Annotated in this window: 23 protein-coding genes; 9 read left to right on the top strand and 14 right to left on the bottom strand. The window is 64.2% G+C overall.

Features of this window, described 5'->3' with window-relative positions:
* Positions 1-23: 23 nt before the first annotated feature.
* The 4 genes from I6F36_RS01880 to I6F36_RS01865 form a co-directional block, all read right to left on the bottom strand.
* Complete coding sequence (locus I6F36_RS01880) at positions 24-530, bottom strand: septal ring lytic transglycosylase RlpA family protein (protein WP_036010404.1); 507 nt, start codon at positions 528-530, stop codon at positions 24-26.
* Between the two features lie 138 nt (positions 531-668).
* Positions 669-1,190, bottom strand: a complete 522-nt coding sequence (locus tag I6F36_RS01875) for a hypothetical protein (protein WP_225170950.1) — start codon at positions 1,188-1,190, stop codon at positions 669-671.
* Positions 1,187-2,440, bottom strand: coding sequence for an OpgC domain-containing protein (locus I6F36_RS01870; protein ID WP_225170949.1), 1,254 nt, complete (start codon positions 2,438-2,440; stop codon positions 1,187-1,189). The genes I6F36_RS01875 and I6F36_RS01870 overlap by 4 nt, the downstream gene beginning before the upstream one ends.
* Positions 2,441-2,808: 368 nt before the next feature.
* Entirely contained in the window at positions 2,809-3,429 is a 621-nt protein-coding gene (locus tag I6F36_RS01865; protein ID WP_036010401.1) for a TetR/AcrR family transcriptional regulator, read from the bottom strand.
* Between the two features lie 120 nt (positions 3,430-3,549).
* Here I6F36_RS01865 and I6F36_RS01860 point away from each other — a divergent pair, with 120 nt between their 5' ends.
* Positions 3,550-4,521 (top strand): alpha/beta fold hydrolase, encoded by a 972-nt coding sequence (locus tag I6F36_RS01860; protein ID WP_225125133.1) that lies wholly within the window; start codon positions 3,550-3,552, stop codon positions 4,519-4,521.
* A 147-nt stretch (positions 4,522-4,668) separates the two neighbouring features.
* On the opposite strand, the gene I6F36_RS01855 is transcribed toward I6F36_RS01860, so the two are convergent.
* Complete coding sequence (locus tag I6F36_RS01855) at positions 4,669-4,908, bottom strand: hypothetical protein (protein ID WP_025036674.1); 240 nt, start codon at positions 4,906-4,908, stop codon at positions 4,669-4,671.
* Positions 4,909-5,316: 408 nt separating this feature from the next.
* Between I6F36_RS01855 and I6F36_RS01850 the strand changes: the two genes are divergently transcribed.
* On the top strand, positions 5,317-6,288 hold the full coding sequence (locus I6F36_RS01850; protein ID WP_036010412.1) for an SDR family oxidoreductase: 972 nt from the start codon (positions 5,317-5,319) through the stop codon (positions 6,286-6,288).
* A gap of 353 nt (positions 6,289-6,641) precedes the next feature.
* On the top strand, positions 6,642-7,754 hold the full coding sequence (locus I6F36_RS01845) for a S9 family peptidase (RefSeq protein ID WP_036010398.1): 1,113 nt from the start codon (positions 6,642-6,644) through the stop codon (positions 7,752-7,754).
* 10 nt (positions 7,755-7,764) lie between these two features.
* On the opposite strand, the gene I6F36_RS01840 is transcribed toward I6F36_RS01845, so the two are convergent.
* Positions 7,765-8,271: a MarR family winged helix-turn-helix transcriptional regulator gene (locus I6F36_RS01840; RefSeq protein WP_036010395.1), complete on the bottom strand. Its 507-nt coding sequence runs from the start codon at positions 8,269-8,271 to the stop codon at positions 7,765-7,767.
* Between the two features lie 407 nt (positions 8,272-8,678).
* Here I6F36_RS01840 and I6F36_RS01835 point away from each other — a divergent pair, with 407 nt between their 5' ends.
* Positions 8,679-10,166: a porin gene (locus I6F36_RS01835; protein WP_225125134.1), complete on the top strand. Its 1,488-nt coding sequence runs from the start codon at positions 8,679-8,681 to the stop codon at positions 10,164-10,166.
* Between the two features lie 270 nt (positions 10,167-10,436).
* On the opposite strand, the gene I6F36_RS01830 is transcribed toward I6F36_RS01835, so the two are convergent.
* The 3 genes from I6F36_RS01830 to I6F36_RS01820 all read right to left on the bottom strand — a co-directional run bounded on the left by I6F36_RS01830 (position 10,437) and on the right by I6F36_RS01820 (position 12,331).
* Complete coding sequence (locus tag I6F36_RS01830) at positions 10,437-10,916, bottom strand: GcrA family cell cycle regulator (protein ID WP_036010389.1); 480 nt, start codon at positions 10,914-10,916, stop codon at positions 10,437-10,439.
* Positions 10,917-10,991: 75 nt separating this feature from the next.
* Positions 10,992-11,189, bottom strand: coding sequence for a hypothetical protein (locus tag I6F36_RS01825; RefSeq protein WP_024341172.1), 198 nt, complete (start codon positions 11,187-11,189; stop codon positions 10,992-10,994).
* Positions 11,190-11,389: 200 nt separating this feature from the next.
* Positions 11,390-12,331: an acetamidase/formamidase family protein gene (locus I6F36_RS01820; RefSeq protein ID WP_225170948.1), complete on the bottom strand. Its 942-nt coding sequence runs from the start codon at positions 12,329-12,331 to the stop codon at positions 11,390-11,392.
* A 168-nt stretch (positions 12,332-12,499) separates the two neighbouring features.
* On the opposite strand from I6F36_RS01820, the gene I6F36_RS01815 reads away from it, so the two are divergent.
* Genes I6F36_RS01815 through I6F36_RS01805 form a run of 3 tightly spaced genes read left to right on the top strand, consistent with a single transcriptional unit; the run spans position 12,500 to position 15,293 of the window.
* A complete protein-coding gene (locus I6F36_RS01815) occupies positions 12,500-13,267 on the top strand; it encodes a YdcF family protein (protein WP_036010382.1) in 768 nt (255 codons plus the stop codon).
* 55 nt (positions 13,268-13,322) lie between these two features.
* Positions 13,323-14,105, top strand: a complete 783-nt coding sequence (locus I6F36_RS01810; protein WP_225170947.1) for a DUF169 domain-containing protein — start codon at positions 13,323-13,325, stop codon at positions 14,103-14,105.
* 9 nt (positions 14,106-14,114) lie between these two features.
* Positions 14,115-15,293: a trans-acting enoyl reductase family protein gene (locus I6F36_RS01805; protein ID WP_225170946.1), complete on the top strand. Its 1,179-nt coding sequence runs from the start codon at positions 14,115-14,117 to the stop codon at positions 15,291-15,293.
* Positions 15,294-15,392: 99 nt separating this feature from the next.
* On the opposite strand, the gene I6F36_RS01800 is transcribed toward I6F36_RS01805, so the two are convergent.
* A complete protein-coding gene (locus tag I6F36_RS01800; protein ID WP_225170945.1) occupies positions 15,393-16,589 on the bottom strand; it encodes an FAD-dependent monooxygenase in 1,197 nt (398 codons plus the stop codon).
* Between the two features lie 147 nt (positions 16,590-16,736).
* Here I6F36_RS01800 and I6F36_RS01795 point away from each other — a divergent pair, with 147 nt between their 5' ends.
* The gene (locus I6F36_RS01795) at positions 16,737-17,213 is read left to right on the top strand and encodes a MarR family transcriptional regulator (RefSeq protein WP_050995948.1); all 477 of its coding nucleotides are present in this window, start codon (positions 16,737-16,739) and stop codon (positions 17,211-17,213) included.
* On the opposite strand, the gene I6F36_RS01790 is transcribed toward I6F36_RS01795, so the two are convergent.
* From I6F36_RS01790 to I6F36_RS01780, 3 genes are all read right to left on the bottom strand, one after another.
* Positions 17,182-18,438 carry an O-antigen ligase gene (locus I6F36_RS01790; protein WP_225170944.1) on the bottom strand — a complete coding sequence of 419 codons (1,257 nt, stop codon included), beginning with the start codon at positions 18,436-18,438 and terminating at the stop codon, positions 17,182-17,184. The two genes, I6F36_RS01795 and I6F36_RS01790, sit on opposite strands and share 32 nt — an antisense overlap.
* 155 nt (positions 18,439-18,593) lie before the next feature.
* Entirely contained in the window at positions 18,594-20,144 is a 1,551-nt protein-coding gene (locus I6F36_RS01785; protein ID WP_225170943.1) for an undecaprenyl-phosphate glucose phosphotransferase, read from the bottom strand.
* Positions 20,145-20,262: 118 nt separating this feature from the next.
* Entirely contained in the window at positions 20,263-21,396 is a 1,134-nt protein-coding gene (locus I6F36_RS01780) for a glycosyltransferase family 4 protein (protein WP_225170942.1), read from the bottom strand.
* A 201-nt stretch (positions 21,397-21,597) separates the two neighbouring features.
* Here I6F36_RS01780 and I6F36_RS01775 point away from each other — a divergent pair, with 201 nt between their 5' ends.
* Positions 21,598-23,931 carry an exopolysaccharide transport family protein gene (locus I6F36_RS01775; RefSeq protein ID WP_225170941.1) on the top strand — a complete coding sequence of 778 codons (2,334 nt, stop codon included), beginning with the start codon at positions 21,598-21,600 and terminating at the stop codon, positions 23,929-23,931.
* Positions 23,932-24,117: 186 nt separating this feature from the next.
* Here the strand turns inward: I6F36_RS01775 and I6F36_RS01770 are convergent, their stop codons facing one another.
* Positions 24,118-25,299, bottom strand: coding sequence for a GNAT family N-acetyltransferase (locus I6F36_RS01770; RefSeq protein ID WP_036025414.1), 1,182 nt, complete (start codon positions 25,297-25,299; stop codon positions 24,118-24,120).
* Positions 25,300-25,383 lie beyond the last annotated feature (84 nt).

Raw genomic sequence — 25,383 nt, 5'->3', positions numbered from 1 at the left:
CACCGCCCTTCAAAGGTCATCCGCTACAACACCTCGGCACGAACCTGAGCTACGCCGCGATTCGTAATCCCCAAGCTGCGCGCGGCAGCGAGTGAGAGATCGAGGACGCGGCCACGAATGAACGGGCCTCTGTCGTTGATGGTGACGATGACGCTGCTTCCTCCATGGGTCACGCGGACCTTGGTGCCGAACGGCAGGCTGCGATGCGCCGCCGTGAGGTGATTCCGATTGAATGTCGAACCGCTCGCTGTCTTGCCTTTGGAATATGAATAATAGGAGGCCTTTCCCGAAAAGACTCGATTGAAAGATCGCATGCCCGAGCGATCAGCCGATGGCTCTTGTGCGGTTGGAGGTGGCGCCTCAATCTGATCCTTCTTCGGCTGTTCGGGTCCAGCAGGCGCCGGCTCTGCCTGAGCCTTCGGAATGATGGACCACCGGTCATGGAAATCCTGTGCTGCAGCGCCGTTCGCGTTCAATCCGATCCAAGCAGGGACTGTCGCAATCGCCGCCATTCTGACGAGAAGATGCATTGTCGACCTCGTGAACGATTGAAGATCAAGCCGACAATGCAAGCTCAGAGGTCGCGTTCCTCAAGACGCGCAAAACGGTGATGACATACCGACATCGCGGAGCATAATAATGATTTAATTTGTCAAAATTAAATATATTTAAATATTTAAATTAGCGAGGCGAGTTAGCGCGCGACGACTGACGCGGTCGCGTCCCGGCGGAGGATGAGTGGCGCAAATACGATCAGCTTTGGACGCGAGCAGTGCGATCGTCATCAGGCCAGATGCGAAGCTCAAGAAGCATCGTGCGGAGCTAGATCGCAAGTGCCCTGGCTTGTCGCCCACCCAGCTCAAATACCCCACCACCATCCTTGTCGTCTCGTCCACCAGCGCCTTCACCATTTTCTCCGACAGCATCTCGGCTGCGTTCAGCGCCGTGTTGTGCGCGATGGCTTCGATCGTGCTCACGCACATGAACGCTGCGAGCGCGGGGTCGAGCTTGCGCATCTCCTTCCGGTGACGTTCGAGATAGGCGCGCACGAGGGCGTGGATTTCGTGGCTGTAGGCCTCGACCTCGGCGAGGTGGCCGGAGCGGGGGATCTGCTCGGCGAGGACGCGGTGCAGATTCGGGTCGATGGAATGGGCCTCGATCGCGATCTTGACGGCCGGCGCGGTTGTCAAACTTCCCTTAACGGCTGCTGCTGCGTACCCGTCCCGCAAGCGACCTGCGGCACCGTTCCGGCGGCGCGCACTACAAGATGCTCAAGGGGGCCGGTGCTTTCCGGCGCCCTCTTTCCATCCACCGGACTCTCATGTGAAGGTTTCTCTACTCGCTTTGACCAGGATCTGTAGTAGGCAACCGCCGTCATGATCGCGATTCCCGCAGCTCCGACGAGCAGTTGAGCGAGGATGCCGTTCCCTGCCAACTGCAGGATGAAGTACCCGATGAAGGCCAGGAGAATGCCGACACAGAACACTTCGAGGGACTGCTGGCCGCACTTTACCAGGGGTCGCAAGATGGTGGCTTGTAGCCCGCGCGCATCGATCGGTATGAACCGGGCACCAAGGATAATCAGCACCATCAAATGAAGATAGCGGTAGGGCGCCAGATTGGTCTTGTCGTTGGGATTGAAAAGCTCGAACAAGGCAGGCGCAAACAAGGCCCGGAGCTGAGGCTGGTGAGCAGCTAACGTCATGATCGCCGCAAAAATCAAATAGGCAACCGCAACAACCAGCACGAACCTGGACCGCAGCAAGAAATGCAGACGCCCCGCACCGGTCAACGCGAGCCATGCGCCCGTGACAAACAGAAGCTGCCACGCCAGCGGATTGAAGTACCAGCTTCCCGACGGATAGGAAGGCAGGTTCCAATGGAATTGCCGCGCAGCCAGATATAACAGCACCGACCCGATCATGGCGGCGTCGGGAAATCTCAACATCAACCAGAGGATCGGAGGAAACAGGCCCATCAAGACGACGTACAGCGGCAGCACGTCCAAATTCAGAGGCTTGTATCGCAGCAAAAGCCCCTGCCTCATCATCTCGATCGGCGCGCTGGTGACCGGTCCGGCGTTGAACAGATCGATCAGATCAGGCGCGTTGAACCTCTCCGACAGGAAATGGATGAAAGCCAGGTAGATCATGAATAGCACGATATGGGCGGTGTAGATTTGCCATACGCGCCTGAAGAGCCTGCTCGTTCCGAACACAAAGCCTCGCTCCATTTTTCGGGTATAAACGAGCGCCGAGGTGTAGCCGGAGATGAACACGAACAGGTCGGCCCCGTCGCTGAATCCATAATTTCGGAACGAACACCACACCAGCACTGTGCCGGGCACATGGCCGAGAAACATCGCCCAGTTGGCGAGGCCGCGAAACAGGTCGAGACGCAAATCACGTTGCGGTGGTGGCAGCGCAAGCGCGAGCTTCATTCTGCTTTCCGTCGTGTCACGATTCACGATCGATGTCCGCGCCCCGGCACTCCGCCGGGATCGCTCACGCTAGATGGCAGGCAATACAACACCCATATGACAATGTTGGCGCGCTGAGGCCCGCGAGATATTGACCTGAGTCAAGCGGCCCGCCGAGAGCCCCGGTACTATGCATGGTAACTTGGTCCCGAACAAACGCGGTGCGCTTTGTGTCATCGGGCCTGGCGAAGTGGGCGCTTCCTCGATCCGTCGTGTTCGGACATTACGGTGACAGTGCTGGACTGCATTCTGGCGCGCCTCTCAGGGCGCAGGACGCTGCCTCATCCAAATGGGCGCGCTGTCGCCGATTTCCGTAATCTCAGGCTCCGCTACCTCAAATACCCCACCACCATCCGCGTCGTCTCGTCCACCAGCACCTTCACCATCTTCTCCGACAGCATCTCTCCGTTCAGCACGGTGTTGTGCGCGATGGCTTCGATCGCGCTCACGCACATGAATGCTGCGAGCGCGGGATCAATCTTGCGCATCTCCTTGCGGTGGCGTTCGAGATAGGTGCGCACGAGGGCGTGGATTTCGTGGCTGTAGGCTTCGACTTCCGCGAGGTGACCGGAGCGGGGGATCTGCTCGGCGAGGACGCGATGCAGGTTCGGGTCGATGTGATGGGCCTCGATCGCGACGGTGACGAGGCGGTGCACGGCCATCTCGATCGGCAGGTCGGCGACCTCCGCGAAGGCGGCGCGGACGACATTCATGATCGCATCATTGTGGCGATCGATCACGGCGGCGACGAGGGCCTCCTTGCTGGGAAAATATTGGTAGAGCGAGCCGACGCTGACGCCGGCGATCTCGGCGATGCGGTTGGTACTGGCCTTCTCGAAGCCTTCCTTGACCAGAATGCGAGCAGTTGCCTCGACCAGCGCGTCGACGGTGGCACGGGATCGCTCCTGCGAGGCATTTTTCCGGGGTGTTGTGGACGGTTTGCGGGCCACGGACTTGTGATCTGAATGCGAGTAGGAAAAGCGAGTGAATGCTCGCATTATATCGACAATGGCGGCGGGTCGGCAACCCTCTTCGTCGCCGGGTCGAAACAGCCGGATGGGGATGTGGCGATGAGCGTTGCGAGACTTGTATCGGCCTTCCAATTCTGTCCGGGCGGCTGCGTATTCGGCGCGCGGGCGCCGCGCGATCCAGCACCAAGCCTGCAAAGCCGGGCCCTCAACCTGCTGCTGCGGCAGCTTCCCTACAAGCAGCAGCTCGCATCCGCCGAGGCGGTGCTGGCGCGTGTGCAGAAGCTGGCGCTGGCGCCGGCCTCTCACGAGCCGGTCGGGGTCGGCAACGTCGAGGTGACGCTGACCAAGATGGGCGGCTGGCCGGTCTACTACACCGAGCCGGCATCAGGCCACGAGGGCTGCAACTACGTCATGTTCCTGCATGGCGGCGGCTACATCAACGAGATCGCGCCGGCGCATTGGCGCTTCATCGGTGAGATGACGCGCAAGGCGCGAATCTGCTGCGTCGTGCCGATCTACCCGCTGGCGCCGCGGGCGACCGCCAAGGACGTCGTGCCGGCGACGGCCGAGCTGCTGCGCATGCTGCTGGAAGACGCGGGCGATGCAAAGGTGACGGTCGTCGGCAATTCGGCCGGCGCTGGCCTTGCGCTCGCCGCCTGCCAATGGCTGCGCGATCGCGGTCATCGGCAGCCGAGCCGGATGCTGCTGATCTCGCCCGCGGCCGATGCCTCGGTCGGCCGTCCGGAGCAGGTTGCGATCGCGGCGCGCGATCCGATCCAGGATATTCCGGGCATCGTCGAGGCGGCGCGGCTCTATGCCGGCGAGCTTGAGGTCGGCCATCCCTTCGTCAGCCCGCTCAACGGCGGCTTCCACGCGCTCGCACCGATGACGATCTTTTCGGGCACCCGCGATCTTCTCTATCCCGACAGCGTCGATCTTGCCGCAAGGGCGAGGGCGGTGGGCGTGCCGGTCGAGCTGCATCTATTGCGCGAGCAGCCGCACAACTTCGCGCTGATGCCGACGCCGGAAGGACGGCGGGCACGCGCGATCATCTTGCGTGAAGTGGCTTAGAGGGAGGGCGTGATCATTGTCACAGAGCGCTGCCGTGATCGGTCTGGCGCTGTGTCCGCGCGGAGGGAATAAGCGGCCCCCGGGCGTTTCCTCTTGGATTGAACGTTCTGGTATCCGTGGTCTCGGTACCAGTGGTTTTGCGGGGCCTTAGGCGTGGCCCTTGATCTCATAGTGACCCGGCACGCATTTGTAGCGCTCGAGGCGCCAGTTCGCGTGATAGATCGGATGCTCACCCATCCACTTCGCGAGAGGCGCTTGTGCGCCGATCGCGCACTGCATCAGCGAAATTTCGGGTGTCATGTTGCTGTCGGTCACGATTTCCTCGACGCAACTGCCTGAGCTGGCTGCGCCCAGCCGGCAAAGCACGGCAACGACGGTCACGAACATTCCTATCACCTCGTTGGTTGTTTCTGACCACGAAGAGGATGCAAGCGGAGTGCCAGAGCCTGTGACACGCAAACAACACGCTGGCCTGGCCGACTCAATCCAGCGTCCACCCCCATTTGGCGATTCGGATTGTAGAAAAATTGCCATTAACCCGAAGCCGGACAAATACGGGGAACCCGCTGGAAAACACCTGGGAATGATCGATTATCCGGGCCGTGTCGCCTATGAGCCACTTCACAAGGCCCGCGCGCAACATCGCGCGTAGTCCGCCCGCCGAAATTACCGAAGGCGAAGAGGGCAGCGCACGGCTTTTACCCGCGGATGTCGCGCTGCTACAGTTTTGCGCGCGCCGCGGTCAGCGGCGCCGTGACCAAGAAACACACCGACAAGGGGAGGGACCGAAGTCCCATGAAGGATTTTGCTGGAAAGATCGCAGTCATCACCGGCGGCGGCACGGGCATGGGGCGCGAGCTCGCGCGGCAGCTCGTGGCCGAGGGCTGCAACGTCGCCATGTGCGACGTCTCGGAGGCCGCGATGGCCGAGACCAAGCGGCTGTGCGAGGCCGAGAAGCTGCCCCAGGGGCTGCGCGTCACGACGCACGTCGCCGACGTCGCGATCGAGGACCATCTGAAGCGTTTTCGCGATGAGCTCGCCGAGCAGCAGCAGACCGACAGGATCCATCTGTTGTTCAACAATGCCGGCATTGGCGGCGGCGGCAGCCTGTTCACCAACACCCGCGAGCAATGGGAGCGCACCTTCAACATCTGCTGGGGCGGCGTCTATCTCGGCGTGCGCACCTTCCTGCCGATGCTGGTGGCCGCGGACGAAGCCCACATCGTCAACACCGCCAGCGTCAACGGCTTCTGGGCCTCGATCGGCATGAACCAGGCGCACACCGCCTACAGTGCGGCCAAATTCGCAGTGAAGGGATTCACCGAAGCGCTGATCAACGATTTGCGCCTGCATGCGCCGCACGTCAAATGCTCGGTGGTGATGCCCGGCCATATCGGCACCTCGATCGTCTCCAACTCGCGCAAGGTGCAGAGCGCCGACGGCTCGGAGCGGCTCAATGCCGATGAGGTCGCGCTGACCCGCAAGCGCATGGTCGCGGCCGGCGTGCCGGATGCCGACGGGATGTCGGACGAGGACATCCAGGCGGCGTTCGCCGAGCGCGCCCGCAGCTTCCTGGAGGATGCGCCGACGACGGCGGCAGAAGCCGCCAAGATCATCCTCGACGGGGTCAAGGCGGAGCGGTGGCGCATTCTGGTCGGCGAGGACGCCAAGCTTCTCGACGAGCGCGTGCGCGCCGCGCCGGAGCAGGCCTATGACCGCGCCTTCTTCGAAAGTTTTACGCAGGAGGTCGGCTGGCGGCTTGGTTGAGGCCGCTGCCGGGGCGCCCACCCATCGCACCCGAGGAGGCACGTCAGCGCCGTCTCGAAGGAGAGGCGTGCGCGCACGCCGCCGCCAGGGGTCATATTCGTTAGCGCGCCAACGAGGCGCGCTAATATGGCTATGATGGTCGTCATGGCAAGAGATGCTCGGACAATTCTATGTGTCAGCTGCTGCCAATGTTCGTCGCGCACTATGAGCTGTTGGAATGTCACCCATCCGTCATGACGATGTTCAAGCGATGTTGATCTCACATGCCTGTAATGACACGCGCGCCGGCTTGGTCGGCGACTTAAAATGGTTTAGTCAATCGGGGTAACGCGACGATTAGAGCGTAGCTCCCAATGATGCCCGCCTGCCTCTCCGACGACTGGACCTTTTGCCCGGAGCGAGAGGACATTTCAGCTGAGTTCACGCGGCTGCTCGCGGCGGCCCAGGAGGGCGGCGCCACGATCGCGGAATGCCTGATGATCGCGCGGCAGCTGAAGCGCGGCGACGACCGCTCCTGGCACCGCGAGTGGAAGAAGCTGGCGCAGACCAATCGGCAGCGCGCGGAGACCGCGTTCGCGGAGGGCCACCGCGCCAGTGCGCAGCGCAATTGGCTGCGCGCCATGAACTATTATGGTGCCGCAGCGATGCCGCTCGATCCCGCCGACGAGCGCCGCTGGGTCGCCGTGCTGGCCATGCAGGAATGCGCGCGCCGCTATCTCGCCGCGCGCAGCCCGGCCGGCGAGGTGGTGACGATACCCTGGCTCGACGGGCACTCGCTGCAGGGATACTTCCTACCTGCGCCATCGGGGAAGGAGCCGGCGCCGACCGTGATCTGCATCGGCGAGCCCGGCCACCGCAAGGAAGAATTTCTGTTCAAGCTCGTGCCGCACGCGCGCGAGCGTGGCTTCTCGATGCTGGCGCTCGACCTGTTCGGCGACCAGCGCGACGATTTTCTCGAGGCGCTATTGCGGCGCCAGGATCTCGAGAGTGCGATCCCCGGCGTCATGGATTATCTGGAGATGCGGCAGGACGTCGATTTCGCGCGGGTCGGGATCATCGCCGATGGCTGGGGCTCGTCCTTCGTGGCGCGCGCGGTGCTGCAGGAGCCGCGGCTTGCCGCCGCCGTCTGCGACGGCGGCCTGTGGGATCTGCACGAGCGGGCCTTTTTCGCCAGCCGATTCGCGATGAGCGACGTCAGCATCGTCCCTGTGCCGCATGCGCCGCTGATGGCCTCCAGCGCCGACTGCCCGGTGCTGATCACGCTCGGGGAGGACGGCTGGCTCAAGGCCGACCGGGCGCGTCAGCTCGTCCGGAATTCCCGGCTCGGCAGCTCGGATGTCACGCTGAAAGTGTTCACCGCGGCGGAGACCGGCGCCGCGCAGGCCCATGCCGACAATCCGAGCCTTGCCAACGAATATATATTCGACTGGCTGGAATCGCGGCTCCGTGGCGCGGGGCGGATCTAGCGGCGAGCCGTCAGAGGTCCAGGCTGAGGCGGACGCAGGCCTTTTCCAGCCGGGTCTTCAGCGTCGCGAGCTTGGTGGTGAATTCGGCGAGCTCGGCCTCGTCGAACTCCTGGAAGACGAATTCCTTGATGGTCTTGTACTGCTCGTTGAGGCTCGCCAGGTGCTTCTGCGTTTTCTCGGTCAGGGATAGCCGGACCACGCGCGCGTCGGTCGGCGAGGGGCGGCGGCGCAAAAGGCCCTTCTTCTCCAGCAGCTTGGACTGGGTGGTGACGAAGGACGGATCGACGTGGAGGAGCTTGGACACGACGTTGACCGGAATGCCGTCGTCCTTGTCGAGGTCCGAGATGGCCATCAGGATCAGCCATTGCGGTCCGCTGATGCCGAGCGTCCTCGCCCAGAACTGACGCAGCTCCTCGAGATACATGTTGATCGACGATATCTCCCAGGTGAATCGCCTGATGATATCCAGGTTGCCGATGGTGCGCAGGCGCGCGCCTTCCTTCCTCGTCGCGGACACAGCGTCACTCCCGCAAGCTGATTCTCTTTCCGGCTCATTTTCGGCGGGCATAGTCCACGCAACTCTGCTCTGACGCAAGTGCAGAGCAGGGTAATGGTGTCACGAAAACTACAAATATGACCCGATCAGGCTTTTTGGCTCAACACCGGTGTTGCGTTGCGGCCACAGGGTTAGTGAAACCACAAAGCTGATCTAATAAACTATTTTGATTAACGGAACGGCGCGGGCATATTGATCCCGACGGTGGGGGGTTCTCGATCGTCCCGTTGCAGGTGGTTCGCTCACGTCCCTCGCGAATGCAGGTACGTCCGAAAACGCGAAGCGGCCGAGCGGATTTGATGAAGAGACGGGGATCTGGGGGGCCTCACGGTCCGGTCTCCGTGAAATGAGCAACTTGGAGGTTTTAAATGAAAGTGGTGAAGAGCCTTTTGCTCGGCACTGCGGCGGGACTGATCGCCGTTGGTGGAGCTCAGGCGGCTGATCTTCCGGTCAAGGCCAAGGCAGTCGAATACGTGAAGATCTGCTCGCTTTACGGCGCGGGTTTCTACTACATGCCGGGCACCGATACCTGCATCAAGTTTGGTGGTTACATCCGCGCTGACATGCTTCTCGGCGGCGGCGGCGACTATGGCTTCAGGAACAGCTCGAGCAGTGTGAACGGCGGGTCCAACAACCGTCTGACCAACTACTACTACAGCCGCGCTCGTCTGGACTTCAACGTCGATACCCGCACGGCGACCGAATACGGCGTTGTTCGCACCTACGCCGACCTGGTCGTCAGCTACGACACCACGAACGTCACCGGCAGCAACCCGTCGGCGTTCTCGACCAGTTCGGCCTCGCTCGGTCTCTACCATGCGTTCATCCAGTTCGCGGGCTTCACCTTCGGCCGCACGGTCTCGATCTTCGACGCTCCCTGGCAGAGCTATCCGGCCGGCGGCCCCGATACCCTTCCGGGCGGCTCCAACCACGTCAACGGCGTGAACCAGGTTGCCTACACGGCTGACTTCGGCCAGGGCATCACTGCTTCGTTCGCGCTGCAGGACGAGACCTCGGCGAACAATGGTCAGTCGAACCTCTGGAACGTGTCGTCGGGTACGGCGGCGCAGTTCGTGACCGGCGTCTATGGCGCCAGCGCCTGGGGCGGCACGCGCATGCCCGAGGTGATCGGTCAGGTTCGTGTCGACCAGGCCTGGGGTCTGGCGCAGATCTCGGTCGCGGCCCATGAGCTGCATTCAGCCTATTACGGCGCGACTGAAGTCACCGGTCATCCCTCCGACAAGTGGGGCTGGGCCGTGCAGGGCGCCTTGTCGATCAAGAACATCCCGACCGGCGCGGGTGACGTCATCAACCTGCAGGCCGTCTACACCGACGGTGCGACCCGCTACAACTTCCAGAGCCTGTTCCCGCAGAGCTTCTTCATGTTCAGCGGCAGCGGCAACGGCGCGTATCAGAGCACCGGGTTCGCCGGTCTCGCCGACGGCGTGTTCGGAACCGGTACCGGCATCGATACCGTCAAGACCTGGGGCTTCCGTGGCGGCTATACCCACAACTGGAGCCCGAACTGGGCCAGCGCCATCTACGGTGGATACGCCCAGCTGAAGTACGGCAACACGGGCAAGGCCCTGATCTGCACCAACTTCGCCGCAATCGGGTTGGCCGGTTCGACCTGTAATCCGGACTTCAACTTCGCGGTGGTCGGTGTGAACACCGTGTGGACCCCGGTCAAGGGCCTGGCGTTCACTGCCGACTTGAGCTGGTCGCGTCTGGACCAGAAGTACTCCGGCTTCATCGCGAGCCCGGGCATTGCCAGCGCTGCGAAGCCGGCGGCCGTGTACGAGCTGAAGGACCAGGACTCGGTGAGCATGCTGCTGCGCGCTCAGCGCAACTTCTGATCCTCGATCCCGCAAATCGATCGGAGACCCCCGGCGGGAAACCGCCGGGGTTTTTCATGGGCAAGAGTTTCGGAAAATCGAATGCCGTTGCGGAACACGAAGGCGAGCCATGCGATTCCGTCGCGTCAAACTTATTTACTTACTTGAGCTACTAAGCTATATCACTGCCAGCCAGATACGAAAGTTGCGGCTCTTAGCTTCATGCTAAGCCTCCAGAAACCTCCGGCGATGCCCCGCCGGAGGTTTTTTGTTGTCCAGATGCCCGCAACGTCAGCCGCGTATCACGCGGGTGCGCGCCGGCGGCCGGTAGGCGAGGCGGCTGTGGCCGGCGCAATAGGGCTGGCCGTCCGGCGCCGTGTTGCCGCAGAAGCAGAAATCGGCTGCGCCCGGCGTCGAGATCGGCCAGCGGCAGCGATTCTCCGACAGCTCCAGCAACGAGCAGCGGTTGGCCTCGTCGATTGGGCCGGCAAACACCGGCGCATCGGTCTCGCCATAGATCGTGGCGAGCATCTCGTATTGCAGCCGCGGCACGGCCTTGCGCATCCGCGCCGGCGCCAGGCCTTTGTCCTGGACCTTTCGGTCGTCGACCGTCCGGCCGCGCGTCAGATTGAGCCGCGACAATTTGCCGATCACCGCGTTGCGGCTGACGCCGATGTCGGCGGCGATCTCGCGACAGGAGAGGCCGGCCTCGAAGTGCTGCTTCAGGAGTTCGATTCGTTCGTCGGTCCAGGTCGGTGAGAGAACAGGCATTTGTCGGCGATCCCAGGTTGCAGATGTCGGCCATCCGCGGTCTCGAGATCCGTCCGCCTCACGTACCGAGCGCGCTCACGTCCTGCCATTGTCGCGGATCGACAGAAGACCGTCTTTGATGGCGAGACGGATGCCTTCCTCGATCAATGTCCGTGCGACGCCGGGAACGCTGGTGCCGTGGGTGCCCTGTCTCACCAGCTTCTCCAGATACGCGATGGTCGAGAGCGCCAAGGTTACGGGAATGCGGTCAGTCTCGGCTTTTTCGGTGGCCATGGCCCGAACGCTAGCCTCTTACTCGGGTACATAAAAGTAACGATTAAGACTCTATTTAGGTTCGGGGGTGGAAGTCAAATCAGCGCTGGGGCGGAAGCTCACGTGATTGGAATCGCTTGAGAATCGGACACATCACGACGCGCCGCCGGGAAGACCGGGCGGCGGCGTGATGTCGGCAGGTCAGGAAAGGGCGCTGCGGCTCAGCCGTGCACGATCGCCTTTTCGATCATGCAATGGATGCCTTTGGCGCCGTTGACGGTCTGGGTCACCCGGAGATCGGCGGCGAGGCTGCACAGCGTGTAGGCATCCTCGCGCGACAGATTTCGCGTTTCGCCGAGCAGCGCGATCATGTCGCGGAGCGCGCGCACCACGCATTGGTCGAGATCGGGGTCCATCGCCATGGTCATGTAGTGCGTCGGCGTCTCGGCGCGGGGGTAGTCGAGCTTCAGGTCCTTGCGGAGCGTCAGGCGGAAGCGGCCCTGCAGCGCGGTCTCGATCGCGGTGACGCAGACCTCGCCGTCGCCCTGCACGCCATGGCCGTCGCCGCAGGAGAACATTGCCCCCGGCACGAACACCGGCAGATACAGCGTCGCACCTGCGCCGAGCTCCTTGTTGTCGAGATTGCCGCCAATCGCGCGCGGGATCAGCGAGGAGATGCGGCCCCAGGCTGGCGGCGGCGATACGCCCATCACGCCGAAGAACGGCTTCAGCGGCAGGTCGAGGCCCCACGGCATGCGGCCGACCATCCTGGTACGGTCGAGCGGAATGTTCAGGATCCGCGTCTCGTGGAAATCGTCGGGTAGGGTGCCGGACAGCGGCTTGATCATGTTCCAGCCCCAATCCTGCCGGAGCTGCACGTCGAGGATCTCGACCGCGAGCACGTCGCCGGGCTCGGCCCCTTCGATCGCGATCGGACCGGTGAGGATGTGGCCCGGCAGCATGCGTTCGCTCCTGGCATGAACCTCGTGCATCTCGGGCGGAATGTGAAACCTGTCGCGATCAGGCAGCATGTCGGGACCGCCGCTGATGGTGTCGACCGTCACCTCGTCGCCACTGCCTACGGTGAGGACGGGCTCGAGTGCGGCTTCGAAGAAGCCCCAATGGCAGGTTTCGGGGCTGGAATGCAGGTGATGATGGGTCATTTGCCGCGTCCGGTTGGTTTGATCGGTCCGGGCTTGACCCGGCGATCGATCCTCTTTCAAGAAGGATTTCCGAACAAGGCCGTGCCGGCCAAGCCCGCGCATGGCAGGCACGATCATTCCAGCGAGGCTCCTCTGTTTTTCGCTCTCTCCAAGACCATCGGCGTCGCGCTGCTGCCGATCAATCTTCTGGTCGAGCTCGGAATTGTGTCTGTCGTGCTGATGGCGACGCGCTTTGCCGCGTTTGGCCGCCGGCTTGCCGTGACCACGCTGGTGCTGCTGGCGCTCGCGGCGTTCTCGCCGCTCGGCAATCTCTTGATCTACCCGCTGGAGTCGCGCTTCCCGGCGTGGGACGCCTCGCGCGGCGCGCCCGACGGCATCATCGTGCTCGGCGGCTCGGTCGACACCGATCTGTCGGCGGCGCATCGCACGCCGGTCGTCGCGCACGCGGCCGATCGTCTGTTTGCGCCGGCCGAGCTTGCGCGCCGCTACCCCAATGCGCGCATCGTCTTCACCGGCGGCTCCGCGAACCTGGTGTCGAGCGAGGCCAGGGAGGCCGACTATTCCGCGCCGATCCTGGAGAATCTCGGCATCGCGAAGGACCGCCTGATCCTCGAGCGTAACTCCCGCAACACCTGGGAGAATGCGATCTTCACCAAGCAATTGGTATCGCCAAAGCCCGGCGAGCGCTGGCTCCTGGTGACGTCGGCCTTCCATATGCCGCGCTCGATGGGAATCTTCCGCAAGGCCGGATTTGACGTCGAGGCCTATCCGGTGGACTGGCGGATGGGGGGACGTGAGGATCTATTCTCCTTCACCAACATGGGCGCGGACGGCTTGAGACGAACCGAAGTTGCGGTGCGCGAGTGGATCGGTCTTACCGCTTACCGTCTGATGGGCAGGATCTCCGAGTTGCTTCCGGGACCGGGCAGGGACTAGAACAAAGCCGCAAAACAAGAATACGCGGCGCACCATCGCCGGCGCGGAGGAAGCCATGCAACAGCAGAGTACGGACAGGATCGACCTTGCCGGCCTCGTCGCCGATCTCAACAGCCTGCTGCGGCTGAAGACGAACGTGATCGGCATGAAGCTGTTCGCGAGCGTCGCAGAAATGGAGGCGATCCCGAAGATCCGCCGCCCGAACGCAATTCACACCACCGATCAGATTGTCAGCATGGCCGCGCGCCTGGGCTGGACCGTCGGCATCACCGCCGACGATCTCGTAGGCGCCCAATGCCGCGCGGTGATCGGTCTTGCGCCGCAGGACGAGAAATGGCTCGCCGGCGAAAACTATGTCGGGGTCTGGCACGGCACGGCGGAGGACGCGCGCAAGCGCCAGGCGGCGCTGGACGTGGTTCCGTTCGGGCACTATCAGGCGCTCGCCGTCAGCCCGCTCGCGAGCGGCCGGCTCGATCCTCCCGATATCTGCCTCGTCTATGCGACGCCGGGGCAGATGATCATCCTGATCAACGGGCTGCAATATACCGGCTACAAGAAGTTCGAATGGGGCGTGGTCGGCGAGACCGCCTGCGCCGATTCATGGGGGCGGGCGCTCAAGACTGGGGAGCCCAGCCTGTCCTTGCCATGCTATGCCGAACGGCGCTATGGCGGCGTGCCGGACGAGGAGATGCTGATGGCATTGAAGCTCTCGCATCTCGCCAAGGCAATCGAGGGCATGAAGGCGCTGGCGAAGAACGGCCTGCGCTACCCGATCCCGCCCTATGGCATTCAAAGCGACGTCCGTGCCGGCATGGGCGTGAGCTATGCGAAGAAGTAAAGGCCGATCATGAGCTCTGCGAAATTCGACATCGTCGTCTACGGCGCGACCGGCTTCACCGGTCAACTCGTCGCCGAATATCTGGCGGCGCACTACAAGGACGACAAGGCGCTCAAATGGGCGATGGCGGGACGCAGCCTCGGCAAGCTGAAATCGGTGCGAGATGCGATCGGCGCGGCCACTGACACGCCGCTGATCGTCGCGGATGCGTCGGATGCGGCGTCGCTGAAGGCGATGGTGGCGCAGACCAAATCGGTGATCACGACGGTCGGCCCGTACCAGTTCTACGGCGAGGACCTGCTAGCGGCCTGCGTCGCTGCGGGTGTGGATTATTTCGATCTCTGCGGCGAGCCGGTCTGGATGCGGCAGATGATCGACAAGTACGAGGCTGCGGCCAAGGCGAGCGGCGCGCGTATCGTGTTCTCCTGTGGCTATGATTCCGTGCCGTTCGAGCTCGGCACCTTCTTCGTGCAGGAGGAGGCAAAGCGCGTGTTCGGCGCGCCGGCACCGCGCGTGAAGGGCCGCGTGCGCGACATGCGCGGCACGCTGTCAGGCGGCACCGCGGCGAGCGCGAAGGCGACCTTCGATGCCGTCGCCAAGGATCTCAGCCTCGTCGCCATCCTCAACGACCACTTCGCGCTGACGCCTGATTTCACCGGCCCGAAGCAGCCCAAGGGCAACAGGGCGGTCTTCGAGGAGGACCTGCAATCCTGGGCCGCGCCGTTCATGATGGCGCTGATCAACACCCGCAACGTCCATCGCTCCAACATGCTGATGGGCTTTCCCTACGGGAAGGACTTCGTCTACGACGAGATGGTGCTGACCGGTCCCGGCGAGAAGGGCGAGGCCAACGCCAAGCGCGTGATGGCGGCCAATGCCGAGAAGACCGGCCCGAACGCGCCGAAGCCGGGCGAGGGGCCGTCGAAGGAGGAGCGGGAGAACGGCCTGTTCAACCTGCTCTATGTCGCGATCGCCCCCGACGGCCGCATGGTCCGCGCCGGCGTCACCGGCGACCGCGATCCCGGCTACGGCTCGACCTCGAAGATGATCTCCGAATGCGCCATCTGCCTGCTGCGCGATGCGAGCGACGTTCCCGCCGGCTTCTGGACGCCGGGCGCAGCGATGCAGCACAAGCTGATCAAGCGGCTGCAGGACAATGCCGGGCTGACGTTCAAAGTGGAGAGCTAGGTTGGCTCTCGTAGGGTGGGCAAAGGCGCAACGCGCCGTGCCCACCATCTCTCGGTGGTGGGCACGCTGCGCTTTGCCCACCCTACGGCACCGTCTCTGTCACGCCGCCCGCGCATCGTACGCGTACATGAAGTCCATGCCCTTGGCGCCCAGCGGCAGCAGCCATTTCAGCATCTGATTGCGCATCCAGGCGCCGGTGGCGCTGAACTCGCGCTTGTTGTTGCCGTTGCGGCGGGCGATCGCGACGATCTTCTCGGTGCGCGGGCGGCGCTCGGCCTCGAAGGCCTGGAAAGTGGCGCCGAGCTCCTGGCCCTCCTGCATCAGCCGAGCAAATCGCATCGCGTCCTCCAGCGCCAGCGAGGCGCCCTGGCCGGCGTGAGGGCTGGTCGCGTGCGCGGCATCGCCGATCAGAAGCGAACGCTTGCGCGACCAGGTCGGCAGGGTCGCGACGTCGAGCGTGTCGGTGACCACGATGTTCTCGGCCGTTTCGATGATGGCGGGGATCGGATCATGCCAGCCGTGATGGAAGCTGCGCAGATGCTGCTTCAGCGTCGCATGGTCGAGCGCGCGGAACGTCGCCGCGTCCATGCCGTGCGCCGGCTGCGTGCTCCACCACATCACGCCGTCTTTCGGATCGGAGCTGCAATAGCCGTAGCCGAAGAAGCCGCTCTGTCCGAAGGTCGTTTCGACGTGCTGGCCGCTGGATCTGCCGTCGAGCACGGCATGCGGCACGAAGCCGCCGAAGCCGATCAGGCCGGTGTCGAACGGCTGCGGGCCGTCAGGCACCACCTGGCGGCGCACGACCGAGTGCACGCCGTCGGCGCCGATCAGGAAGTCGCCTTCGGCGGTGGTGCCGTCGGCGAAGTAGGCGATAATCGGCTGGTCGCCGCGATCCTCGATCTTGATCAGGCGATTCTCGAAATAGAGCGAGACAGAGGCGCACCAGGCCTTGTCGATCAGGATCTCGTTCAGCGTGGCGCGCGCGATGTTGACGGCCGGCTGGCCGAAGCGCCGCGCCAGGTCGCGGTTGATCGAGCCGAGCTTCTCGCCGCCCTGCGAATAGAAGTCGAAGGCTTCCGCGACCGAGCCGCGGTCGATCAGCTGCTTCGCCAGCCCGATCTCGTCCAGGACATGCATGCCGTTCGGTGCGATCTGCAGGCCGCCGCCGGTCCCTTTCGAATAGGGCCAGGCCTCGTAGATCGCGGATTCGATGCCGGCGCGGCGCAGCAGGATCGCGGCGACGGGGCCGGCGATGCCGGCGCCGATGATCAGCGCCTTGCGGGGACGGTGGGCCATGGCTTGCTCCCGACGTTTCCGTGGTGCTAGGAGAAATTACGGTCACTAATTATCTTAGTGAATAAGATATATATTGCCTAAGAGATGAGGTGGGCCTTGTCAAGGACGAAGGCGCGCGCTGCGCTGCTGCAGGAACTCGAGGACGCCATGCGCAGGTCCTCCGCGCAGGGCGTGCTCTACGGACAGACCGTTGCCAACGTTGCCGGAATTGCCAATTCCGATCTCGAATGCATGGACATCCTGTATCTCGAAGGCCGCGTCACGGCAGGGCGGCTCGCCGAGGTCACCGGCCTGACCACCGGTGCCATCACCGGTGTTGTCGACCGGCTCGAAAAGGCGGGCCTGGTGCGGCGCGAAAGAGACGAGAAGGATCGTCGCAAGGTCTTCATCACGGTCGTGCCGGAGGCGATCGCCGGCCTCGGCCAGTATTACGTGCCGATGCAGCAGGCGATGGAGAACGTCTGCAACGGCTATTCCGACGAGGAATTGCGGCTGCTGCTTCGCTTCTCCAATGAAGCATACAAGGGCACGCTCGCGGCGACCGAGGCACTGAAAGGTCTGCTCGATACGCCGCCGGAAAAGCGGCCGGATCTCAAGCTGAAGAAGCGTCCTCGCCGGACCTGAGCTTGTAGGCTTGCGCGGCTGCGATCATCCCCCACACTGCGCCCAGCATCATCCAGAAGTGCCGCCAGTGGTCGGTGTCGATCACGAAGCTTTCGCCCACGGTGCCGAGGAAGGCGGAAAAGACCGCGAGGTAAGCGCGCTGCCACGGCACACGGATGAAGACGTGGCGGAAGCCCATGATCACCGTGGTGAAGACCAGCGCGGGATAGCATACACCTGACAGCCAGCCGCCGGACATGAAGGCGTTGAGGTAGGAGTTGTGGGTGTCCTCGGGGAAGTAGCGGTTGAATTGCAGTGGACCGATGCCGAACGGCAGATCGAGCGCCATCTCCGCACCCAGGATGTGCCGGCCGAACCGGCCGAAGCGGCCTTCGTCATAGCTCTGGCCAAAGCTCGCGCGCTGCTTGAACATCTCCGCCGTGGAATCGAGCGACAGCAGCACGGCGATCAGCGCGAGGCCGAGCACCGCGGCGACGATCGCCATGATGACGATGCGCGAGCGTTGCGCATTGGTGCGGCTGGTCAGCACCATCAGCGCCAGCATGAAGGCGGAGGTCAGCACCAAGCCGCCCCAGGCCGCACGCGAGAAGGCGAGCAGGATCGCCAGAGACATGATGCCGAAGGCGATGACGTTGCGGAATGCCTTGGCCAATTTATCGGAGACCACGCTCTGAAGCGCGAACAGCGCCGGCAGGATCAAGTAGGCGCCGAGCACGTTCGGGTCCTTGAAGGTGCCGCGCGCGCGGCCGTAGAGCGTCAAGAGGTCGTTGCCGCCGGGAATCAGGTGGAAGTAGCCGGCAACTGCCAGCAGCGAGGCAATCATCGCACCGACCACGAGGCCGCGGCGCAGCATGTCGAGCCGGGCCTCGGTGTCCTCGGAGATGACCATGGCGAAGAGCACCACGGTCACCGCCATGTACCAGGAGGTCGCGATCCAGCTCACCACCTCCGTCTGCTCGTACAGCGGAATAGCGCTGATGGTGTAGCCGACATTGAGCAGGATCAGCATCAACACCAGCGGCATCAGCACGAGCCGCAGCCGCAGGCCGGTGGCGAAAAAGGTGACGGTCGCGAGCAGCGTCGCGATCTCGTAGGGGCTCGGCTCGATGAAGACGATGGCGCCAGAGGCGCCGACCAGCCACACCAGCGCGCGCTGCAACGCCAGCACGCCGGGCGCGGCCGTTGCGGCTACGTTCACTCCACCGGCTGTCGCCGCATACGCCATCACACGCTCATACGCTTACGCAACTCATGCGCCACAACACAGCCGTCATCGCCCGGCTTGACCGGGCGATCCAGTACTCCGCGGCGCCTATCGTGGAAACCACTGGCGCTACGGAGTACTGGATGCCCCGCCTACGCGGGGCATGACAGAGAAACTCAATACGCGTTCTCGTTCTTGGTCAGCAGCGAGACCGGCGTCTTCAGGAGAATGACGAAGTCGAACAGCACCGACCAGTTCTCGATGTAATAGAGGTCGAACTCTACGCGCTTCTGGATCTTCTCTTCGTTGTCGATCTCGCCGCGCCAGCCGTTGATCTGGGCCCAACCGGTGATGCCCGGCTTGACGCGGTGGCGGGCGAAATAGCCGTCCACGGCTTCGTCGAACAGCCGGCTCTGCAGCTTGCCCTGCACCGCATGCGGGCGCGGGCCGACCAGCGACAGATTGCCTGAAAACACCACGTTGAAGAGCTGCGGCAGTTCGTCCAGGCTGGTCTTGCGGATGAAGCGGCCGACGCGGGTGACGCGCGGATCGTTCTTGGTCACCACCTTCGAGGCGGTCGGGTCAGCCTGATGGTGGTACATCGAGCGGAACTTGTAGACGTCGATGCGCTCGTTGTTGAAGCCGAACCGCTTCTGTCGGAACAGCACCGGGCCAGGGCTGTCGAGCTTCACCGCGAGCGCAACCAACGCCATCACCGGCAGGGCTGCGAGCAGCGCAAGGCTGCCGACAATACGGTCGAACAGCCATTTCATCACCAGGTCCCAATCGGTGATCGGCGCCTCGAACACGTCGAGCGTCGGCACCTCGCCGAGATAGGAATAGGAGCGGGGCCGAAAGCGCAGCTTGTTGGTGTGCGCGGAGAGGCGGATATCGACCGGAAGCACCCAGAGCTTCTTCAGCATCTCCAGGATGCGGGTCTCCGCCGAGATCGGCAGCGCGAACAGCACGAGGTCGACGCGGGTGCGGCGGGCGAACTCGACGATGTCGTCGACCTTGCCGAGCTTGCGCGCGCCGGCGCAGGTGTCGAGCGCGCGGCTGTCGTTGCGGTCGTCGAACACGCCGAGCACGTGGATGTCGGAATCCTCCTGCGCCTTCAGCGCCTCGACCAGCTGCTCGCCGTTGCTGTCGGAGCCGACGATGATGGTGCGGCGGTCGAGCCGGCCCTGGCGCGCCCAGGCGCGGACCAGCGCGCGCAGCACCAGGCGCTCGGCAATCAACGCGGCGAGTCCGAGGAAGTAGAAGGCGGCGAGCCACAGCCGCGAGATTTCGCTGCCGAACTTGGCGAAGAAGGAGATGCCGATGAAGAGCAGGAAGACGAACGACCAGGACGAGATCATCCGCGTCATCTGCCGGAGGTGACCACGGAACAGCTGCACCTGGTAGATGTCGGCGGCCTGGAAGCAGACCACGGCGGCGATGGCGACGGCGATGACCTCGGCTGGATAGATCCAGCTGAACGCCCCCGCGAGCGGCATGACGTAGCCGAGATAGACTGCGATGCCGACGAGGCTCAGCAGCGCGAAATCGGCAAGGCGCACGAAGCCGGCGATCACGATCGGCGAATAGGCGCGGGCGACCTTCTGGTTGACGACGTCGAGCGCGGCAGGCGAGAGCCGGCGACGGCGCTCCACGAAGGGCTGGTCAGCAGGCTTTGCCGCAGCGCTGGCCGCGGCATCGAGCATCGAGCGTGCGTTGAGCGGTTCCACGGGCGTTCACGTCCATTCCAGAACCCGCGGCACGGCCTTGCGCGCCCGGGCAAGCATCCCCTGGCGCTTCGATTATCGAACAAATCGGAAGATTCTCTAAAGCTGGACTTAAGGATGGTTAATGATTGGCAAATGCGTCGCGATAGCCGGCGAGCACGCCCTCGACCATCGCGGCTTGCGAGAAATGCGCCGAGATGCGCTCGCGCAAGGAGAGGGCGCGTTGCGCGGTCGTTTGCGGATCGTCCAGCGCTGCGGCGATCGCCTCCGCCATGGCCTCGGGATCGCTGGGCGCGAACAGCGCGGGGCTGTCGGCGCCCAGAATCTCGGGGATGCCGCCGATCTTGGATGCGATCATCGGAATGCCCGCGGCGCCGGCCTCGATCACGACGTAAGGCATGGAATCGCCGCGCGAGGGGACGACCAGCAGCCGCCCCTTGGAGAAGCCGTAGCGCGCCTTGACGTGACCGATGAAGCGGATGGCATTCGCGAGGCCAAGCCGCTCGACCTGCGCCTTCAGGGCGGCCGTCTCCTCGCCGTCGCCGCCGAGCGTCAGCGTGACCTTCTTGCCGCCCTCGTGCAGGCGCGCCACCGCGTCGACCAGCAGGTCGGCGCCCTTGATGTGCCTGAACTCGCCGACATAGCAGAGGTCGGTCGCATCCTCGGCGGTGATGACCGGCTCGAATTCCTCCGGCGTCACGCCGTTGAAGACGCAATGCACCACGCCCTTCGGCGTGCCGACGATGCGCTGATAGGTGTCGCGGGCAAAGGCACTCTCGAACAGGAACAGGTCCGTCGAGTCCATCAGCGCGCGTTCGAGCCGCGCGTAGAACTCGCCCTTGAAGGTGTTGAGCGGATAATGCAGCGAGCCGCCATGCGGGGTGTAGATGCGGATCGTATCGTCCGCGCGCCGCCGCATGCGGATGAAGGCGCCGGCCTTGGCGCCGTGGCCGTGCATCACGTCGGGCTTGAGCGCGGCGATAAGCCGCCGCATGCGGAGCCAGACCAGGACGTCGTCCGGCGACGGTTCGCGGCGGATCGCCATGCGGTGCACGCCGAGCTTCAAGCGCGGCGCGAGCTCGGTCAGCGCCTTGTCGGCGCGCTCGCCGCCGGTGAGGCTGTCGGCGAGGATGCCGACATGATGGCCGCGGTCGACCTGGCCGTTGGCGACGTCGAGGATGTGACGGAAGATGCCGCCGACGGGTGCGCGCACGGCGTGAAGGATGCGAAGCGGCCGGTCGGGAGAGGGGGGCATGATCAAAACCAGCTCGACGGCGACTGCCGAACAATTCTCACGAAATAATCGAGATGGATTAAGGGGCCTCGTGGTTAACAAACGGTGACGGGTCGACGCGGGCAAGGCGCGTGTCGTGGCGATTAACCCAGCGGCAACCTTAATGGAGTGTAATCGCCCCGGTTGAGGTAGAGTCGCAGCGTTGCCCTGCGGGAGTGTTCGATGCGTTTAGCGTTCTGGCGTGCCGGCAAGGACAAAGCTGTGATCGCGCGGGCCGTCGCGAAGTCCAAAGGCGAAGCTGCGCCGAAGAGCGAAACGAAGGCTGAAAAGCGCGAAGCGGAAGCCGAAAAGATCGAAGCCAAGGTTGAGACCAAGATCGAAGCGAAGCCCGCGCCTGTCATCGCCAAGCCTGGGCAGGTCGAATCCGGCGACATCGACCTGCACGCGCTCGGTGCGGCCCTGGCGCGCAAGCGCGGCTGGGTCATCGTGCCGACGGTGCTGGCGCTCGTTGCCTCGCTCGCCATCGTCAATCTCGTCACGCCGCGCTACAAATCTGAAACCCGGATTCTGATCGACGGCCGCGAGAACGTGTTCCTGCGTCCGAACAGCGACCGCACCGAGGAGCGGCAGGCGCTCGATGCCGAGGCCGTCACCAGCCAGGTGCAACTGGTGCTGTCGCGCGATCTGGCACGCGAGATCATCAAGAAGAACAAGCTCGCCGAGCGCCCCGAATTCGACCCGGTGTTGCAGGGCATCTCGCCGCTGAAGTCGCTTGCCGCGCTCGTCGGTATCGTCCGCGATCCGTTCGCGATGACGCCGGAAGAGCGCGTGCTCGATTCCTATTACGAGCGACTTTCGGCCTACGCCGTCGACAAGTCGCGCGTGATCGTGGTCGAATTCCAGTCCGCCGATCCCGAGCTCGCCGCGCGCGTCGCCAACTCGATCGCCGACGGCTATCTCGTGCTGCAGCAGGCCGCGCGCCAGGAGCAGGCCAAGAACGCCAGCCAATGGCTGGCCGGCGAGATCGAGAGTTTGCGCAAGAAGGTCTCGGACGCCGAGGCGCGGGTCGAGGACTTCCGTTCCAAGTCCAGCCTGTTCGTCGGAACCAACAACACCACGCTGTCGAACCAGCAGATGGGCGAGGTCAATACCCAGCTCAACAATGCGCGCTCGATGAAGGCGGATGCGGAATCCAAGGCACGGCTGATCAAGGAGATGCTCCAGAGCGGCAAGCCGATCGAGGCGTCCGAGGTCGTGAACTCCGAATTGATGCGCCGGCTGTCGGAGCAGAGGGTGACGCTGCGGGCGCAGCTCGCCGAGCAATCGTCGACGCTGCTCGGCAATCATCCCCGGATCAAGGAGCTGAAGGCGCAGCTCGGCGACCTCGACAATCAGATTCGAGACGAAGCCGCCAAGATATCGCGCTCGCTCGAGAACGACGCCCGGATCGCCAGCGGTCGGGTCGATGGCCTCACCGTGAGCCTCGAGCAGCTCAAGAAGCAGGCGGCCTCCACCAACGGCCAGGACGTCCAGCTCCGTGCGCTGGAGCGCGAGGCCAAGGCGCAGCGCGATCTGCTCGAGACCTATCTCGCCAAGTACCGCGAGGCCAACACCCGCGAGACCATCGACACGGCGCCGACCGACGGCCGCATCATCTCGCGCGCCATTGTCTCGAACACGCCGGCCTATCCGAAGAAGCTGCCGATCGTGCTGATCGCAACGATCGCAACGCTGCTGCTCTCGTCCGGCGTCGTCGTCACCGGCGAGCTGCTGCGCCAGACCGCGCCGGGCGCGGCAATGGGCTCCGCGCAGACGCCGGTGCGCGAGGAGCCGCTGGTCGTTCAGCGGGCCATCGAGCCCGTGGTCGACAGGGGCGGCGAACCAATGCTCGATCCGGTGTTGGCGGAGCCCGCGCCGCTGCAGCCGGAGATGGCGGCCGATTTGGATACGAGTGAATTCGCCGAGATCGAGCGTCTGGCCGACGATCTGCGTGCCGCGGGCGCTGCGGCCAAGAAGGTTACGGTGCTCGGCACGGCGCCGGGCGACGCCATCACGCTGTCGACGCTGACGCTGGCGCGGAACCTGGCGCGCGATGCACGCGTCGTCGTGGTCGATCTCGCCGCCTCCTCGCCGACCATTGCCGCAGTCTCCGCCGATGCGCAGGCTCCCGGCCTTGCCGAGCTGATGCAGGGCGAGGCCTCGTTCGCGCAAGTCATCACCCGGGACAAGCTGTCGCGGCTGCATCTGGTGATGGCCGGCCGTCCCGGCTTCGACCGCAGCCTGCTGCAGTCGCCGCGCGTCGCACTCGCGATCGACGCGCTGCTGCGGGCTTACGATCACGTGCTGATCGACGCCGGCAGCGCCTCGGACCTGCCGGCCGACCTGTTGACGGTCCATGCCCGCGCCGTCGTGGTGCCCGATGCGTCGATGGCGGCGGATGCGCGCGCGCAGATGTGCGAGCAGCTTAGAGCCGTCGGCTTCAGCGCGGTGGCGATGCTGAGCAAGCCGGTGCAGCCGTCCGATGCCGCCGAGACGCCGCGCGTGGTGGCGGCGTAGGCTTGCTTACCCTCTCCCCTTGTGGGAGAGGGTGGCTCGCCGCGTTAGCGGCGAGACGGGTGAGGGGTATCTCTCCGCGAGTTCACCTTTCCATTCGAGCTCGCGGAGGCATACCCCTCATCCGGCGCTTCGCGCCACCTTCTCCCACAAGGGGAGAAGGGAAGACAGCCGTGCAAGTGGAAAGAGCTACCCGAACGCCTGCCGTAGCCGGCGGGCCATGTCGAACAGCATCTGGTTCTGCTTCACCAGCCGCTTGCCGTGGCTGAGCGAGGACATCGCCATGGCCGCGAGCTTGCCGCGCGAGGTCAGGGGGACGAAGCTGTCGAAGATCGCCTCGTCGTCCTTGCAGAACATCCGCTTGTAATCGTCCGAGCCGATGCCGAGGTCGAGCGAGCGGTAGCCGCGTTCGCCGTAGCGGTCGATGATGTAGCGCATCAGGATCAGGCCGGGGCTGTAGCGGGCGTGCTCGGACATCGTGTAGGTGTTGAACATCATCGAGAAGCGCTCGCCGTCGGCGACGCCGGCGAAGATCGCGATCACCTCCTCGTCGCATTCCAGCGCATGGATGTCGATGACATGACCTTCGCCGCGCGGCGCGAGGCAGGCGCTGCGGACGAACTGCTCGACGCCGGGTTCGGCGAAGACGTTCGGCAGCTTCTGCTCCGCCATCCGCGCCGGCTTGACACGGAAGAACCAGTCGAGCAGGCGGATGATGTCTGCCTCGGACGTCGCCAGGTGATAGCGGTAGCCGGCGAGGGACTGAAGCTTCTTCTCCTTGCTCTTGAGGCGTCGGCGCAGGGAATTGCTGATCCGCGATGCCGGCGGGCCGCCCGGCTCCATCACCAATCGCGGACAGCCGTTGATCGGGCGCTGCCGCGGCAGGGCTGCAAATGGGTTCTGCTGGTCGTGCCAGCGCTCGGGCTGCTGTGTCAGTGCGAGCACGTCGGCGTGCTCGCCGAGCGGCGCAAGCAGTGCATCGAGATCGGCGCTGGCGGCCTCTGCTGCGAACTCGGCGTTCCACAGGCCCATGTTGAAGGTGGTGTGCTTGCCGCCCATGAAGCCGGCGGTGCGCACGCCGTGGCCCTGCCGCAGCGAGAGCGGCAGCAGCAGGAGCGGGCGCCGATCGGCGTCGCGGGCGATCACAATGAACGGCCGGGCACCTTCACGGGCGCCGACCAGCCGCTGCCAGGGGTCGAGCAGGTCGAAGCGCTGGTAGGGCGTGAAAAGATGGCCGCTCGCCTCGAAGCCGCGCCAGACCGCCTCGGCCTCGGCGAGATCCGTGACGATCTCCACTCGCGCGATACGGCTCGCTCTCGACCGCGCTGGCGCTTCTGCCGTCCGGCTTTGCATCGCCGCAGCCATGGTCATTCGCGAAACCTGTCGAGAAATCGAGAATACGTATTTCGGCCCGTGGCCGACCTTTGCAAACAAAGGTCAACAAAGGGTAATGAC

The organism is Bradyrhizobium sp. BRP19, from assembly GCF_020194195.1.
Taxonomy (GTDB): Bacteria; Pseudomonadota; Alphaproteobacteria; order Rhizobiales; family Xanthobacteraceae; genus Bradyrhizobium; species Bradyrhizobium yuanmingense.
The sequence above is the reverse complement of the archived record's forward strand: the minus strand, read 5'-3'. Positions and strand labels throughout refer to the sequence as shown.